A 16,422-nucleotide genomic window follows, 5' to 3' on the forward strand; every position below is an offset into this window, starting at 1 on the left:
GATGCGCAGCGAACGGCAATCAGACATGCAAACCCCCTTCGGTGTCCCGGTGGAGGGCACGGTAATCAATGACGTGGCCATGGTCCAGCAGGCCTTTGGTGTCAGCCTCTCCTACCAGGATATTGCCGCCAGGGAGCGGCTCGCCGCCTTGTGCGCACGCTTCCCCCTGCTGGCGGAGGTGGCAGTGAAAGGGCCCGAGGGGACTGGCGAGGGGAGGTCTGCATGAAGGTGATCGCCCTGCAGGGGATCCGGGGAGGCGTGGGGACCACCGCCATCGTGGCCGGACTGGCCCAGGCTGCCCATGAGCAGGGGGCAAGGGTGCTGGCGGTGGATCTCTGCCCGGACAACCAGCTTGGCATCCATCTTGGTCTGCCCCATGACGATCCGGGAGGCTGGAGCCGGCTGACCCAGCCGGCGCGGGAGTGGCGAGGAGCGCTTCACCGCCGGGAGGAGGGACTGGGTCTGCTCTCCCATGGCGGGGGGGAGGGGGCGTCAGCCGAGTGGCTGGCGGGGATCGATGGCTATGATCTGGTGCTGCTGGATCTGCCCCGGGGCATGGCCCCCGTCATCCCCTGCAGGCGCTTGCTGGTGGTCAATGCGGATGCCAACTGCCATGTGCGGCTTCATCGCCACTCCTGGGCGGCCGATGAGCGTCTGCTGGTGACCCAGTTCTCCAGCCAGCGGGCCCTGCAGCAGGGGCTGCTGGATCTCTGGCTGGCAGGGGGGCTCCCTCTGCTCAATCTTCATCTGCACAGGGACGAAGCCATGGCGGAGGCCATGGCCGCCAAGCTGCCGGTCGGCCGCTATGCCCCCACCAGTCTGGTTGCCCACGAGCTGGCCGCCCTGGCGACCTGGTGTCTGGCAGAGGGGGAGGCGCCCCGATGAGAGTGCGGCTGCTGACGCCGGCTGCGGGCCTCTGGTGCTCGCAGCGCTATGGTGCACTGCGCGAGCGGGGGGCTTCCCGCCCGGGGGCGGCCGCATTGACACTGGGCTGGCTGCTGGCCTGGGTTATCTTCCCCCTCGAGCGTCATGGCTGGCAATGGGTGCTGGGCCATGCCCGGGGGCTCTATCCCCAGCTGACGCACCCCCGGGTGGGGGATCCCCTGCGCGTTCTGTTGCAGAGCCTCTGGATGATAGTGCGTCGCCCACAGCCCATCCCTCTGCGCTGGCCTGCCTCCTGGCAGCGGATCTGGCACCGGGGCACCCAGACTCTCGGCGCCTTCCTGGCCCGCCAGGAGGAGAAAGGGCTGGCCGCCGCTAGGGCCACGCCCCGCGAGGCACGCTGGAAGAGCGTGCTGCTCTGCGTGGTGGCCGGGAGCCTCTCTCTGCTCTGCGTCACCCAGCCGTTCACCCTGCAGGCGCAGCTGGTGTTCGTCCTCCTGTTGGCGGCCATGGCCTTTATCCTGCGCGCCGTGCCGGGCCGTTATCCCATGCTGATGATGATGGTGCTCTCCCTCACCATCTCCTGCCGCTACATCTGGTGGCGCTACACCTCGACCCTCGACTGGTTCGACCCCGTCAGCCTGACCTGCGGCCTGCTGCTGCTGGCCGCCGAGACCTATGCCTGGCTGGTGCTGCTGCTCGGCTACTGGCAGACCGCATGGCCCCTGCACCGCCCCCCGGCACAACTGCCGGCGGATCCGGCCCAGTGGCCCAGCGTGGATCTGATGATCCCCACCTACAACGAGGATCTCGCCATCGTGAAGGGGACTGTCTACGCCGCCATGGGGCTCGACTGGCCCGCCGACAAGCTGACCATCTGGCTGCTTGACGACGGGGGGCGGGCGGCGTTTCGCGACTTCGCCGAGGAGGCCGGGATCCGCTATGTGGCCCGGTCGACCCATGAGCACGCCAAGGCGGGCAACATCAATCACGCCCTCAAGATGGCCACCGGGGATCTGGTCGCCATCTTCGACTGTGACCACCTGCCGACCCGCTCCTTCCTGCAGATGACGGTGGGCTGGTTCTACCGGGATCCCCGTCTGGGCGTGGTCCAGACCCCCCACCACTTCTTCTCCGCCGATCCGTTCGAGCACAACCTGCAACGGTTTCGCAAGATGCCGAACGAGGGGGCACTCTTCTACGGCCTGGTGCAGGATGGCAACGACATGTGGGATGCGAGCTTCTTCTGCGGCTCTTGCGCCGTCATCAAGCGCACCGCCCTTGACGAGATCGGCGGCATCGCGGTGGAGACGGTCACCGAGGATGCCCACACCTCCCTGCGGCTGCACCGCCTCGGCTACACCTCGGCCTATATCCGGATCCCGCTGGCGGCGGGGCTGGCCACCGAAAGCCTCTCTGCCCACATCGGTCAGCGCATCCGGTGGGCGCGCGGTATGGTGCAGATCCTGCGTCTGGACAACCCCCTCTTCGGCAAGGGGCTCAAGCTGGGGCAGCGGCTGTGCTACTTCAATGCCATGCTGCATTTCCTCTCGGGCATACCGAGGCTCATCTTCCTGACGGCGCCGCTCGCCTTCCTGATCCTGCACGCCTACATCATCTATGCCCCGGCGGCGGCCATCGCCCTCTACATGTTGCCGCACATCTTCCACAGCGCCCTGACCAACTCCCGGTTGCAGGGCAAGGTGCGCCACTCCTTCTGGGGCGAGGTCTATGAGACGGTGCTGGCCTGGTACATCGCCAGGCCGACCACGGTGGCGCTCTTTGCACCCCACAAGGGGACGTTCAACGTGACCGCCAAGGGGGAGATGACGGAGGAGGTGTTCCTCGATCTGTCGGTCTCCCGCCCCTATCTGCTGCTGATCCTGCTCAATCTGTGCGGGCTGGGGTTCGGCCTCTGGCGCATCGGCACCGGCCCTGCCGACGAGGTGCCGACCCTGATCCTCAGCATGATCTGGACCCTCTACAACATGACCATACTGGGCGGCGCCCTGGCGGTGGCCTTCGAGTCGCGGCAGGTCCGTGCCAATCCCAGGGTGGAGATGGTAATGCCGGCGGCCATCAGGCTGGCGAACGGTCACCTCTACCCCTGTACTGTCAGGGATTACTCCAACGGGGGGGTCGGGGTGCTGCTCGAGGCGCCCCTGCCCCTGGCCGACAAGGAGAGGGTCTGGTTGCTGCTGCGCCATGACCAGCGGGAGCAGGCGTTCGCCGCCAAGGTGCAGCGGGTGTTCGGCTGCAAGCTGGGACTGGAGCTGGAGCCCATGGCGCAGGCACAGCATGTCGAGTTCATCCAGTGCACCTTCGCCCGGGCCGATACCTGGTCCCTGTGGCAGCAGCGTCTGGGCAAGGATCGCCCCCTCCACAGCCTGATCGACATTACCCTGCTCGGCTGGGGGGCTTACTGGCGTCTGGCCCGTACCTCACCCATCGGCTTTGTTTGTATCCTCCTCGAGAAGCTGGCTCGCTGGCTCCTCTCCTTCGTTCCCCGTCGCGTCTCCCCAGATTTCCGGGCCGGGACTCCGACCTCACAGACAGTGAAAGGATGATGAAACCACAACGCTACCTTATTCCTCTCCTGCTGATGGCGCAGGGTGCGACCGCCGCCGAGGCCGTCGGCCCCCTGCCGCCCGTTCCCGCTCCGGTGCGCACCCAGGGGATGAGCTTCGAACAGATGGCGTCATCGCCAGGCACCCTCTCCCTGCGCGGCAATGCGCCAGACGGACTGGCCGACTTCACCGTGCGGCGGGACGAGGTGGTGACCCGGGCCACCCTGGACCTGAACTTCACGCCATCGCCCTCCCTGCTGCCGCTCATCTCCCAGGTCAAGGTCTATCTCAATGACGAGCTGATGGGGGTGACGGCTCTCAACCAGGATCAGATGGGGACGATGACCCATGCCAGCATCGAGCTGGATCCCCGCTATGCCAAGGATTTCAACCGCCTCAAGGTGAGCTTCGTTGGCCACTATCAGAAAGTGTGCGAGAACCCGGCGAGCGATACCCTCTGGCTCAACGTCAACCGGGACAGCAAGCTGACCCTGCAGTTGCAGACCCTGCCGGTGCGCAACGAGCTCTCCTTCTTCCCCATGCCGTTCCTCGACGTGCGGGACAATGGCAAGCTGACTCTGCCCATGGTGTTCACGGGCTCAGTACCCCCGGAGCAGCAGCAGGCGGCGGCGGTGCTGGCCTCCTGGTTCGGCACCAAGGCCCAGTGGCGGGGCCAGCATTTCCCGGTGCTCATCAACCAGTTGCCGGATCGCAACGCCGTGATCTTTGCCACCAATGACGCGCGCCCCGATTTCCTGGTGGACTATCCCGAGGTGAAGGGGCCCACCATCGACATGATCAGCTCCCCCGACAACCCCTATGTGAAGCTGCTGCTGATCCTGGGGCGGGATCAGCAGGATCTGCTGACGGCGGTGCAGGGGCTGGCGCGAGGCGATGTCATGCTGCGTGGCCAGAGCGTCATGGTGGACGAGGTGAAGCCGCTCTCGCCGCGTCAACCCTACGACGCCCCGAACTGGGTGCGACTGGATCGCAAGATGCGCTTTGATGAGCTCACGGAGTACCCGGGCCAGTTGCAGGCAACGGGACGCACGCTGTGGCCCATGAGCCTGACGCTGCGCCTGCCGCCGGATCTCTATCTGCTGGGGGAGAACGGCATCAGGACGGAGCTGAAGTATCACCACACCTCGCCCACCCTGCGCGACGGTTCCCGGCTGGATGTGGGGGTCAACGGCCAGCTCATGAAGTCGTTCACGCTCGAGCCCGGCGAGGTCAAGAGTGAGCGGTTGCTGACCCTGCCGCTCTGGTTTGCCGACGACGGCGACACCATGGCGCTGCGCATGCCCGGGCTCAAGACCACCCAGGCCAACAGTCTGAGCTTCTCGTTCGAGTATGCCCAGCAATACATGGGAGGAACGGAGGATGGCCGTTGCGACCTGGTGATGCCGCCAGCCCATCAGGTGCGCATCGACGAGGGCTCCACCATCGACTTCACCGGCTATCGCCACTTCATCGAGATGCCCGACCTCAAGGCGTTCGCCTATGCCGGCTTCCCGTTCAGCCGGATGGCGGATCTCGCCGACACCCAGATTGTCATGCCGGCCAGACCCCATCCCGGGCAGATCACCACCTTGCTCGATGCCGTCGGTGCCATCGGGGCCGAGACCGGGTATCCGGCGCTTTCCCTGCAGGTTCTGGACGACTGGGAGCGAGCGCGCACCGCGGATCGGGATACCCTGCTCATCGGCACCCTGCCGGAGGAGTTTCGAGGGGATCTGGCTCCCGATGCCCTGCTGCAATCCACGCGCAGCTGGGTCAACGAGCCAACCCGCCAGCACAAGGGAGATCTGCTGCACACCATGGCCGATCGCCAGCCCCAGGCCCGGGTGGGCATGACGGGCAATCGGGCCATCGCCGTCATCCTGGGGCTGCAATCGCCGACCCATGATCAGCGCAGCCTGGTGGCCTTGCTGGCGGATGGGCCGGCGGGGGTCACATTGCTCAATGATGCCCTGCAGACCCGGACCCTGCGCGATCAGGTGGCAGGCTCGGTGGCCATCATCCGGGAATCCGGGGTGAAGAGCCTGGTGGTGGGGGATCGCTACGAGGTGGGCTACCTGCCGTGGTGGGAGCGTCTCTGGCAACTGTTTGCCCGTTATCCGGTGCGTCTTGCCGGGCTGACCCTGCTCTGCATGCTGGTACTGGGCTGGGGCCTGCGGGTGCTGCTTGCCAGTGCCAGTCGCCGCCGTCTGAAGGAAGATTAAGAGATGACTCAGATGAAAAATGTCTGTGGTGCCCTGCTCCTCTGGGCCCTTTGTTCCCTCCCGGCGCAGGCCGTCTGCCACTGGCCGGAGTGGGATCACTTTCGCCAGCACTACATCAGCGAAGAGGGCAGGGTCATCGACCCTGCCGAGGGGCGCCGCATCACCACCTCGGAAGGCCAGAGCTATGCCCTCTTCTTCGCCCTGGTCAACGATGACAGGGAGACCTTTGCCCGCCTGCTCGACTGGACGGAGCGGCAGCTCGCCCGCGGGGATCTGACCGGCTTCCTGCCATCCTGGCTCTGGGGCAGGCAGCAGGACGGCAGTTGGGGTGTGCTGGATGCAAACAGCGCGTCCGATTCGGATCTCTGGATAGCCTACAGCCTGCTGGAGGCGGGTCGCCTGTGGGACAACCACAGCTACTCTGCCCTCGGCACCCTGTTGCTGCGCCGCATCGCTCGGGAGGAGGTCGCCACGCTGCCGGGTCTCGGCCCCGTGTTGCTGCCCGGGGCGAAAGGCTATGAGGGAGAGGGACGCTGGACCCTCAACCCCAGCTATCTGCCTCCACAACTGCTGGCCAGATTCGCCTCCTTCAAGGGGCCTTGGGGCGAGATGCGGGCCCTCTTGCCCAAGCTGCTGCAGGAGAGTGCGCCCCGTGGCTTTGCCCCGGACTGGGTGGACTGGCAGGCCGACAAGGGATGGCAGGTGACGGCGGACAAGGGCGACACTGGTGGCTATGACGCCATCCGCGTCTATCTCTGGCTCGGCATGTTGAGCGAGGAGGATCCCGCCAGGGCTTCCCTGGTGGCCCACTTTGCCCCCATGCTGGCGCAGCTGACCGAATCGGGTCATCTGCCCGAGCGGGTCTCCAGCCAAAGTGGTCAGGTTCAGGGCAAGGGGCCGAGCGGCTTTGCCGCCGCCCTCCTGCCCCTGTCACGGGGCTTGCCGGCGCAGGTCACCTTGCGCAAGCAGGTCTCCGATCACGGGCTGGATGCGGATGCCTACTACGGCAGCGTGCTGACCCTGTTCGGTGCAGGCTGGGATCAGGGGCGTTATCGCTTTGCCGCCGACGGTACCCTGCAGCCGGATTGGAGCGAGTCATGTCAGGCAGAGTGACCCTGGGGTGCCTGCTCGCCTGCCTGATGAGCGGAGCCCTGGCGCAAGGGACGGTACAGCCGGTGGCCTGGCTGCTGGAGCAGGTCAGGATTGGCGAGGCCCGTGGGCGGGAAGATCTCGTCAGCAACAGCCTCTATTCCCTCTCCCTGGTTGAGCCCGATCATCCGGAGCTGCTGGCAGCCCAGGCCCGTCAGGCCCTGCGCCAGGGCAAGGTCAAGGAGGCCGGGGCACTGCTGGCCCGCCTTGGCAAGCAAGACCCCGACTCTGCGCTCTATCGTCAGGGCATGGCCAACCTGGCCCTGAACGAACCGGCCAGGCGCCAGCAACTGCAACAAGCCAGGCTGCTGACCAGCGCCGGCAGGCTGGAGGAGGCCGAGCGTCTCTATCGCTCCCTGTTCTCCGGTGATTTGCCCCCCAATCTCGACGTGGCGGTGGATTATGCCCTGTTGCAGACACGGATCCCGGCCATGAAGGCAAAGGGGCTGGCGGCCCTGGAGGCACTCAACCGGCAATATCCGGGTGAGCCCAGAGTGCGGGGCGGGCTGGCTCGCCTCTATCTGGCGGAGGGTCGGCGCCAGGGGGCGCAGAACCTGTTGCGCGAGATGGCGCGAGATCCCTATCAGCGGGACGAGGCCGCCGAGATCTGGCTCGCGGACATCGAATCCCTGCCCATCGGTCCCGGGAGCATCGCTGCCTTGCAGGAGTACATGGTGCTCTTTGGCGAAGGGGATACCACCAAGGCGGAACAGCTGCTCGCGGCCCAGGAGGAGAAGTGGGCCTCGCCTGCCTATCGCGCACGCCAGTCGGCGCTCGCAAGCACGGCGGGAGGTGGTGCCTCCATCTCCCGCTTGCAGCGTGCCCTGGCTGCCAACCCGGGGGATCCCGAACTCATGGGGGCCCTGGGGCAGGCCTACTCCCGCAACGATCAGCGAGCGCTGGCCATCGCCCAGTTTGAACGGGTGCTGGCACACCCCGAGGTGACCGACAAGGACAAATGGCGCAGCCTGCTGGCTACCAACCGCTACTGGCTGCTGGTGAGCCAGGGGCGCAGCGCCCTGGAACGGGAGCAGTGGGATGAGGCGGCGACCCTGTATCGCCGTGCCATCGCCCAGGATGGGCATGAACCCGAAGCCTGGCTGGGGCTCGGAGACAGCGAGCGTGGCCGCCATCGCGATGCCGACGCGGAGTCCGCCTATCGCAAGGCGCTCGCCATGGGGAGCGCGCGGGAGCGGGCCCTGGCCCGCCTGTTCGATCTCTACAAGGAGCAGGATCCGGCACGTGCCCTGGCCCTGCTGGAGCAGCAGGGCACCCCCGGGATGCAGGCCGAAGGGCGGCGGCTCAAGGCCGGGCTGTTGCAGGAGGAGGCCGATCAGCTTGATCGGGCCGGCAAGGTGGCGGCGGCGCTGCGCCTTCGCGAGCAGGCACTTGCGCTGACCCCGGAAGAGGTGTGGCTGGCCTATCGAGTGGCCGATACCCGGGCCCGCCTCGGGGAGGCTGGCAGCGGGGAGCGGCTCTTGCGGGAACGGCTGGCGGCGCACCCGCAGGATGCCACCCTGCGCTACGCCACCGCCCTCTATCTCTCGGGGCAGGACAAGATGGTGGAGGCGAGAGGGGTGCTGGCCGCCATCCCTAGGTCCGGCTGGACACAGGATATGGATGCGCTGGATCAGCGCCTCGCCCGTGACGAGGTGCTCGCCAGGGCGAGGGCGCGTCACGAGGCCGGGGATGATGAGGGGGCCGAACGCCTGCTTCAGCCGTTGCAGCCGGATGAAGAGGTAAGTCTGATGCTGGCGGAGTGGGCCACGGATCGGGGGGCCTATGCACTGGCGGAGCAGCGCTATCAGGAGGTGCTTGCCCGCACGCCGCAACAGCCCGAGGCCAGGCTTGGCATGGCCGAACTGGCCCAGGCCAGGGGCGATCTGGCAAAGGCCCGTCACTGGCTGCCCGCCTGGCCGGTCAGCCCGCTGCCCCCGGAGGGGGCCAACTACTACCGCCGGGTAGCCAATCTCTATCAGGCGCTGGGAGAGGGCGAGACAGCCCGCGCCATTTTCACCGACTACGAACCCCTGGTGGCGATGCAACCGGCCTCCCAGCAGGCGGCACTGTTCTGGCGCGATGCCGCCCGCCAGCGCGTTGCCGAGCATGATGTGGAAGAGGCCCTGGTGCGGGATCGCAAGGGGCTGGTGGCCGCAGGTCTGGCCCCCCGCGAGGATCTGGAGGGGGGCGAGCTGACCCGGCTGGCCCGCAGTCAGGATGGGGAGGGGTGGCTGGCATCCGGCCTGCGCAGCGATCTCGACAGGCATTACCGGCAGAGCCAGACCACCTTCTCCCTCGACAGCGATTACTGGGGCTCCAGCGGTACCGGGGGCTACTCGGATTTGCGGGCGCTGACCCAGATGGCGCAACTGGATACGCCGCTGGCCGGTGGTACCGCCTTCGGCCGCCTTGAACTGGTCGACATGGATGCCGGAGATCTGCCGGACTCCCCTTACCGGGCGCAGTTCGGTACCTGTGCGGCCAGGGACTGTCGCGGGGACGCGCACCAGCAGAGCCGGGGGACCACCCTGGCGGCAGGCTGGCAGCGGGGGGCCTGGGCGTTCGATCTGGGGACCACGCCCCTCGGTTTCGAGGTGGTGGACTGGGTTGGTGGCGCCACCTTGACCGGTGACTGGCACACGCTGGGGTGGGGGATGACCCTCTCGCGTCGGCCCGTCAGCAGCTCGCTGCTCTCCTATGGGGGAACGGTGGATCCGGGCACGGGCATCAGCTGGGGCGGGGTGCGGGCGAACGGGGTCCGCCTCGATCTCAGCCGGGATCTGGGAGGGGCCGTCGGGTTCTGGGGCAGCGCCCAGCAGCACCTGCTGACCGGCAAGAACGTGCCCGACAACTGGCGCACCCGGCTCATGGGAGGGGGCTATTACAAGTTCGTCAACGAGACCCATCGCCGTGCCAGCGTGGGGATCAGCACCATGCTGTGGCACTACCAGCAGGATCTGGGGGGCTATACCCTGGGGCAGGGGGGGTATTACAGCCCGCAGGGGTACTTCTCGCTCTCGGTGCCGGTGAGCTACCGGCAGCGTACCCCGGACTGGTCGTGGGAGCTGGGGGGATCGGGATCCTGGTCCTACGCCCGTACCGACGACAGTCGCCGCTACCCGCTGGAAGGCCTGTTGCCAAGCGGTTTGCCAGACAGAAATGCGCCTGTGAAAGGGGGCAGTAGCAGTGGATTCGGCTACACCCTGAATGGCGTGGTGGAACACAGGCTGACGGAGCACTGGCGCATCGGTGGCCGGGTGGACATCCAGCAGGCGGATGACTATGCCCCCAGCCATGTCACCCTGTTCCTGCGCTATACCTTCAAGCCCTGGCAAGGGGATCTCGATATGCCGCCAAGGCCTCTCACTCCCTACGCGGACTTCGACTGACAGGGGCGCCCGTCATCACCGGGCGCCCTTATTTCAGATAGGAACGCAGTACCCTCACCACCTGATCCAGATCCTCCAGCCGCTCGGCATGGGTTGCCTCCTCGGCGCCAAGATGCTCGCGCATGTGTCCCTCCAGCACCTCCAGCATCAGGCCGTTGACGGCGCCGCGGATGGCGGCAATCTGCTGCAGGATGGCGGCGCAGTCTGTTTCCTGTTCCAGAGCGCTCTCCAGGGCACCGGTCTGCCCCTTGATGCGCCTGACCCGTGCCAGCAGCTTCTTCTTGTCGTGAACCGTGTGTGACATGCAGGATCCTCTCGATCAATAAAACTATACTGGGGTATAGTATATAGCATCCTTGTTTTCAGGAGAAATCCATGCCATCCCTCGCTTCATCCCACTGCCACCACCCCGTCGTCCACGAAGGGAATCCCCTGGCCGAACAGAAGACCCGCTGGGCCGTGCTGCTCACCGTCGTCATGATGGTGGCGGAGATCGGTGGGGGCTGGTTCTACAACTCCATGGCGCTGCTGGCCGACGGCTGGCACATGAGCTCCCATGCCCTGGCCCTCGGCCTTTCGGTGCTGGCCTATCGCGCTGCCCGCCACTTCGCGCGGGATCACAGGTTCAGCTTCGGTACCTGGAAGATAGAGGTGCTGGGGGGCTTCAGCAGCGCCCTGCTGCTGGTGGGGGTGGCGGGATTGATGCTGTTCGAGTCGGTGGCCAGGTTGCTGGACCCCAGCCCCATCCATTATCAGCAGGCGATCGGCATTGCCCTGCTGGGCCTGCTGGTGAATCTGGCCTGTGCCTGGCTGCTCAGGGACGATCACGGCCATCACCATGGTCACGACCACCATCACGGTCATCACGACCACTCGCACGATCACCACCACGGCCATCAGGATCTCAACCTGCGGGCCGCCTACCTCCACGTGCTGGCGGACGCGGCCACCTCGGTGCTGGCGATTGTGGCGCTGGTGGGAGGCATGTTGTGGGGGGCGGACTGGCTGGATCCCCTGATGGGCATCGCCGGGGCCGTGCTGGTGGCGGTGTGGGCCAGGGGGCTGCTGCGTGATACCGGGCGCGTCTTGCTGGATGCGGAGATGGATGCGCCCCTGGTGGACGAGATCCGCGAGGTGATCGCCGAGCTGCCTGGCGCCGAGATCCGCGATCTTCACGTCTGGCGGGTGGGGCAGACGCAGTATGCCGCCGCGATGTCGTTGCAGATGGCGACCCCGGTCCCGGCACAGGCGATCCGCGAGCGCCTCGCCATCCACGAGGAGCTGGTGCACCTGACCATCGAAGTGTCTGCCGACTGACGCCCCTGGCGGGCGTCAGCGGGGAGGCTCGCTCCCCTGATCCTGCCAGAGGGAGCCCAGCATCAGCCTCAGCAGCAGTCCCGGCGGGTCGTCGAGCAGGCGGCCCGGCTCCAGCAGCAGGTGGCCGTCGGCATGAAAGCTCAGGCTGGCGTGAACCTTGCCTTCCTCGCCACACACCTGGAGGAGGCCGTTCAGGGAACCCCCCTCGCCGGGTTGACAGCGCAGCCGCAGCTCCCGTGGTTCCCCCAGCAGGGTGAAGGCGCGGGCGAGGGGCGGGCTCTCTTCATAATCCGGCCAGTTGAAGAAGTGATAGCGTTCGGCGAGCACGCCGGCCTGCTGGCAGAACTGATCGAACAACTGGGCAATGCCCTGATACTCCTGGTCCAGCCGCCTGGCCTGCTCCTCAATCCGTTTCATCACCCAGCCCCCTCTATCCATTTGATTGGACATTGATTTCGTCACTCGCTCCCCTCTTCACGCTGGTATGGGCCGAAAGCGGTGCCAGGTCTGTGAGCGCGATCTAACTTTCGTTATGAAAACGTTATCTTGTTGATGCGGATTGGTTTTTTTTGCCCATCCGCTCACATTTACGGCAATTCCCGCTGATTAATATGGCACCGCTCGGCAATGACCGGGTACTCGGATATCGAGACTAACTACAGCGGGAATTATAAAAAAATGGATATGAAAAAGACCAAAGTGGCGCTGGTAACAGCCTCACTGCTCGCGCTTTTGTCAGGCTGTAACGACAACAGTTCTTCTGCTCCTGCCCCTCAGGATGAGCCCGTCGCTCGTCTTCCCAACGTCCAGCCCCCGGCCGAACTGCTGACGGCCGGCCCCGACGAAGCGGTCATCGCCCTGGTGGATACCCAGACCAGCGCGGCGCGCGGTGTCACCGGCCCGTTCGCCAGCCACAGCCTGCACCTGTGGAACAACGATGCCTGCAACTCGACCTCGGAGGGCGGCCTCAACACAGGTTGGGATGACAAGAGCAAGACGCCGTCCGCGGCGGACAGTTTTGGTCCGGCCTGGGTCGTACCGCTCTCCAAGATGGAAGGCTGCATCAACTTCATCGCCCGCAACGGCGATCTCGCGAACCTGACCGGCAGCGACATGAAGGTGGTCTTCAGCGATCACCCGGATCGCACCGTGGCCATCGTCGCCGGCAAGAACGAGATCTTCGGCAGCCGGGCGGAAGCCTTCACCGCCGCTTTCGGCGTGGCGGGGGCCAGTGCCCACCTCATCGACGACAACACCCTGATTTGGCAAGGGGGCAAGGACAAGCCCTATGTGCGCCTCTACTACACAGAGTCAGGCACCATCACCGCAAACAGCGAGGGTGTATTCGATTTCCCCTACCTCAAGCTGACTCCGACCAGCCTGACCGAAGAGCAGCAGGCCAAATACCCGCACCTCAAGGATGCCGCCGCCTTCGCCCTGCCTGCGGGGAAAGATCTCAAGCCCCTGCTCAAGGGTGAGCTGGTCGCCATCGGGACCGATGCGGACGGCATCCTGCAGGGGGCGACCCTGGTGCAGAGTGCCGGTGCCCTCGATGCCCTTTACAGCGAGGCGGCCACCAAGCTGGCCTACGGCGCCGTGGTGGAGGGGGGCAATGTCACCTTCCGGCTCTGGGCACCGACCGCCAAGTCGGTCAAGCTGGCGCTGTTCGACGAGCAGCACAAGTCGCTTGGCGAGCGCGCCATGACCCTGGACGAGGCCAGCGGCAGCTGGAGCGTGCAGGGGGGCAGCGATCTTGTCGGCAAATACTACCGCTACGATATCCAGGTCTATCACCCGGTCAGCCGCAAGCTGGAATCCTATCAGGTGACCGACCCCTACTCCTTGAGCCTGGCGATGAACTCCGAGTTCAGCCAGGTGGTGGATCTCGACGATCCGGCCCTCAAGCCGGAAGGCTGGGACAGCCTCAAGGCGCCCCACAGCCAGAAGAACCCCGCCGACATCACCATCTATGAGGCCCACGTCCGGGATCTGACCGGCAACGACGAGTCGACGCCGGTGGAGCACCGCGGCAAGTTCCTCGGGCTGACCGACAGCGACAGCGTGCCCGTCACACACCTGAAATCCCTGGCCAAGAGCGGCGTCAGCCACCTGCACCTGCTGCCGGTGTTCGACATCGCCACCGTCAACGAGGACCCGGCCAAGGTGGCCAACATCGGCGATGACTTCAGCAAGCTGTGCGAGGTCAATCCCGAGGTCAAGAACTCCAGGTTTGCCAGCCACTGTGGTGGCGGCGAGACCATCGAAGCCGTGCTCGGTGATCTGCAAGCCAGCGACAGCAAGGAGAACCCCGTGGTGCAGGAGCTGTACGGCTATCTGCGCGGGGTGGACTCCTTCAACTGGGGCTATGACCCCTACCACTACACCACCCCGGAAGGCTCCTACGCCACCAATGCGGAGGGGACGACCCGGATCAAGGAGTTCCGCGAGATGGTGCAGGCCATCAAGCAGAACATCGGCATGAACGTGGTGATGGACGTGGTCTACAACCACACCAACGAAGCGGGTCTCGGGTCCAAATCCGTGCTCGACAAGATTGTGCCCTGGTACTACCAGCGCCTCAATCCGGAGACCGGTTCGGTGGAAAACTCCACCTGCTGCTCCAACACGGCGCCGGAACACGCCATGTTCGCCAAGCTGATGGATGACTCCCTGGTCACCTGGGCACGGGACTACAAGATCGATGCCTTCCGCTTCGACCTCATGGGCCATCACCCGAAAGATCAGATGGTGCAGGCCCTGGCCGAGGTGAAGAAGGTCAATCCGGACATGTACTTCTACGGCGAGGGGTGGAACTTCGGTGAGGTACAGGATGACAAGCGCTTCGTGCAGGCGACCCAGAAGCATCTGGCCGGTACCGGCATCGGCTCCTTCTCCGACCGGCTGCGTGACGCGGTGCGCGGCGGCAGCCCGTTCGACGGCGGCGAAGCCATTCGCAAGACCCAGGGCTTTGGCAACGGCGCCCTGGTGGATGCCAACGAGCTGGACGGCGTCGATCTCGCCACCGCCCTGCATCAGTCCGATCTGGTGCGCCTCGGCATGGCGGGCAACCTCAAGGAGTTCGTGCTGACCGACAAGGACGGCATTCCGAAGAAAGGCTCCGACATCGACTACAACGGTCAACCGGCGGGCTATGCCCAGGATCCGACCGAAATCCAGAACTATGTCGACAAGCACGACAACCAGACCCTGTTCGACAACCTGGCGTACAAGGCACCCGCCGGGGCCGACCTGGTGCGGATGCAGGGGGTCTCTCTGGCGACTGCCATGCTGGGTCAGGGCATTCCTTTCACCCACGCGGGTGTCGAACTGCTGCGCTCCAAGTCCATGGAGCGGGACAGCTACGACTCCGGTGACTGGTACAACCGGGTCGATTACACCCTTGGCGACAACAACTTCGACAAGGGCTTGCCGCGCAAGGACAAGGACGAGGCCAACTACGAGCTGATCGAGCAGGTGCTCGGCCAGCACGCCAAGCCGGGTTCGGCCGAGATGCATCAGATGGTGAACTTCTACCAGGAGCTCTCCGAACTGCGTCAATCCTCTCGTCTGCTGCGTCTTGGCAGCGGCGCCGAGGTGATCAAGCGGGTCGACTTCCGCAACACCGGCCCTGAGCAGATCCCGGGTCTCATCGTGATGAGTGTGGATGACGGGGTGGGCGCCGGTGCGGATCTGGATCCGGCCATCGACGGCCTGGTGGTGATGATCAACGCCACCAATCAGCCCCAGAGCATCGGCGATTTCCGTGACGGCAAGGATCAGCCCATCGATCTGACCGGCATGGTCCTGAGCGGTGCCCACCGTGACTCCGACAGCATCGCCAGCGGGGCGGCCAATGACAGCGGTCAGCTGACCCTTGGCGCCTGGTCGGCGGCGGTGTTCGTCAAGCCGCAGAGCGGTGCTCAGGGCGCGGGGCTGCCGGTGAGCAAGAAGACGGATCTGAGCACACTGCCTCCCTTCGGTGACACCGAGGTGTTCGTGCGCGGTTTCCTGAATCAGTGGGATCCGGTCAACAAGATGAACTTCAGTGGCAACTTCACCTATGAGTTCACCACCGAGGTGACGGCGGATCAGCTGGGGTCGACCCAGGTGAAGATCGCTGGCAACGAGTGGAGCGGCCCCGTCAATTACGGCAAGTGCAGCGATACCGACCAGCTTGCGACCGGCCAGGTCAATACGCTCTGTGCCAATGGCGGGGATCTGCCGTTCAACGTGGAGAAGGCTGGCACCTACAAGTTTGTCTTCACCGCCATGAACAAGGACAAGCCCACCCTGAGTGTCAGCTACACCGAACCGGCGCAGAGCTGCAAGGTGCTGGATACCGTCGCGGGCAATCCGCTCGGCTTCCCGCTCTATGTGCGCGGCAGTCTGAGCGACTGGAACGCCCAACCGGCCTACCAGCTGAGCTACAAGGGGATGGAAGGCAACCTCGCCATCTACCAGGCCGCCTTCAACTACGCGGGCAGCTTTGACTTCAAGTTTGCCAACGACGATGTCAACTGGAGCAAGCAGTTCTTCGTGAAGGATGCCGGTGGCACCCTGATCGCACTGGAGCCCGAGCAGGTTTACCCGCTCCAGCACGGCGACGGTGGCATGGGCAACAACAGCATCACGCTGGAACAGGGTCTGTGGAGCTTCCTGGTGAAGGTTGACCCGACTCAGACTTCCGGCGAGGTGGGCAGCGTCATCATCCAGGAGTGCAGCGCCAAGTAAGTCTTTCCCATCGAGCCCGGGGTTGGCTCGGCAGCCCCGGGTTGAATTCCGCCTCGCCAAGGGCGGGATAACACCGAGAGAGTAAGCAAAGCGCGACTGCCGACCGGCAGCCGCGCTTTTTCTTTGCTGTGGGCGAGGCAATAAAAAAGCCGCCCCGTTGGGGCG

General features: G+C 65.4%; 10 protein-coding genes. 8 read left to right on the forward strand and 2 right to left on the reverse strand.

Features of this window, described 5'->3' with window-relative positions; genetic code table 11:
• Position 1 precedes the first annotated feature (1 nt).
• Genes bcsR through bcsC form a run of 6 tightly spaced genes read left to right on the forward strand, consistent with a single transcriptional unit; the run spans position 2 to position 10,209 of the window.
• Positions 2 to 226 carry a cellulose biosynthesis protein BcsR gene (gene bcsR / locus AB5Y80_RS08295; protein WP_010672842.1) on the forward strand — a complete coding sequence of 75 codons (225 nt, stop codon included), beginning with the start codon at positions 2 to 4 and terminating at the stop codon, positions 224 to 226.
• Entirely contained in the window at positions 223 to 885 is a 663-nt protein-coding gene (bcsQ, locus tag AB5Y80_RS08300) for a cellulose biosynthesis protein BcsQ (protein ID WP_368172787.1), read from the forward strand. The genes bcsR and bcsQ overlap by 4 nt, the downstream gene beginning before the upstream one ends.
• Positions 882 to 3,449, forward strand: a complete 2,568-nt coding sequence (bcsA, locus tag AB5Y80_RS08305) for a UDP-forming cellulose synthase catalytic subunit (protein ID WP_368172788.1) — start codon at positions 882 to 884, stop codon at positions 3,447 to 3,449. The genes bcsQ and bcsA overlap by 4 nt, the downstream gene beginning before the upstream one ends.
• On the forward strand, positions 3,446 to 5,671 hold the full coding sequence (gene bcsB, locus AB5Y80_RS08310) for a cellulose biosynthesis cyclic di-GMP-binding regulatory protein BcsB (RefSeq protein ID WP_201895087.1): 2,226 nt from the start codon (positions 3,446 to 3,448) through the stop codon (positions 5,669 to 5,671). The genes bcsA and bcsB overlap by 4 nt, the downstream gene beginning before the upstream one ends.
• Positions 5,672 to 5,674: 3 nt before the next feature.
• Positions 5,675 to 6,784 (forward strand): cellulose synthase complex periplasmic endoglucanase BcsZ, encoded by a 1,110-nt coding sequence (bcsZ, locus tag AB5Y80_RS08315; RefSeq protein WP_234922326.1) that lies wholly within the window; start codon positions 5,675 to 5,677, stop codon positions 6,782 to 6,784.
• A complete protein-coding gene (gene bcsC / locus AB5Y80_RS08320; protein WP_368172789.1) occupies positions 6,769 to 10,209 on the forward strand; it encodes a cellulose synthase complex outer membrane protein BcsC in 3,441 nt (1,146 codons plus the stop codon). The genes bcsZ and bcsC overlap by 16 nt, the downstream gene beginning before the upstream one ends.
• Positions 10,210 to 10,237: 28 nt before the next feature.
• Here the strand turns inward: bcsC and AB5Y80_RS08325 are convergent, their stop codons facing one another.
• Entirely contained in the window at positions 10,238 to 10,513 is a 276-nt protein-coding gene (locus tag AB5Y80_RS08325; protein ID WP_041214512.1) for a metal/formaldehyde-sensitive transcriptional repressor, read from the reverse strand.
• Positions 10,514 to 10,584: 71 nt separating this feature from the next.
• Here AB5Y80_RS08325 and dmeF point away from each other — a divergent pair, with 71 nt between their 5' ends.
• On the forward strand, positions 10,585 to 11,526 hold the full coding sequence (gene dmeF, locus AB5Y80_RS08330) for a CDF family Co(II)/Ni(II) efflux transporter DmeF (protein ID WP_041214513.1): 942 nt from the start codon (positions 10,585 to 10,587) through the stop codon (positions 11,524 to 11,526).
• A 15-nt stretch (positions 11,527 to 11,541) separates the two neighbouring features.
• Here the strand turns inward: dmeF and AB5Y80_RS08335 are convergent, their stop codons facing one another.
• Positions 11,542 to 11,943 carry a hypothetical protein gene (locus AB5Y80_RS08335; RefSeq protein ID WP_182935785.1) on the reverse strand — a complete coding sequence of 134 codons (402 nt, stop codon included), beginning with the start codon at positions 11,941 to 11,943 and terminating at the stop codon, positions 11,542 to 11,544.
• A gap of 261 nt (positions 11,944 to 12,204) precedes the next feature.
• On the opposite strand from AB5Y80_RS08335, the gene pulA reads away from it, so the two are divergent.
• A complete protein-coding gene (pulA, locus tag AB5Y80_RS08340) occupies positions 12,205 to 16,257 on the forward strand; it encodes a pullulanase-type alpha-1,6-glucosidase (RefSeq protein ID WP_323882534.1) in 4,053 nt (1,350 codons plus the stop codon).
• The last annotated feature ends 165 nt before the right edge of the window (positions 16,258 to 16,422 follow it).

Source organism: Aeromonas sp. R2-1 (genome assembly GCF_040908425.1).
Taxonomy (GTDB): Bacteria; Pseudomonadota; Gammaproteobacteria; order Enterobacterales; family Aeromonadaceae; genus Aeromonas; species Aeromonas caviae.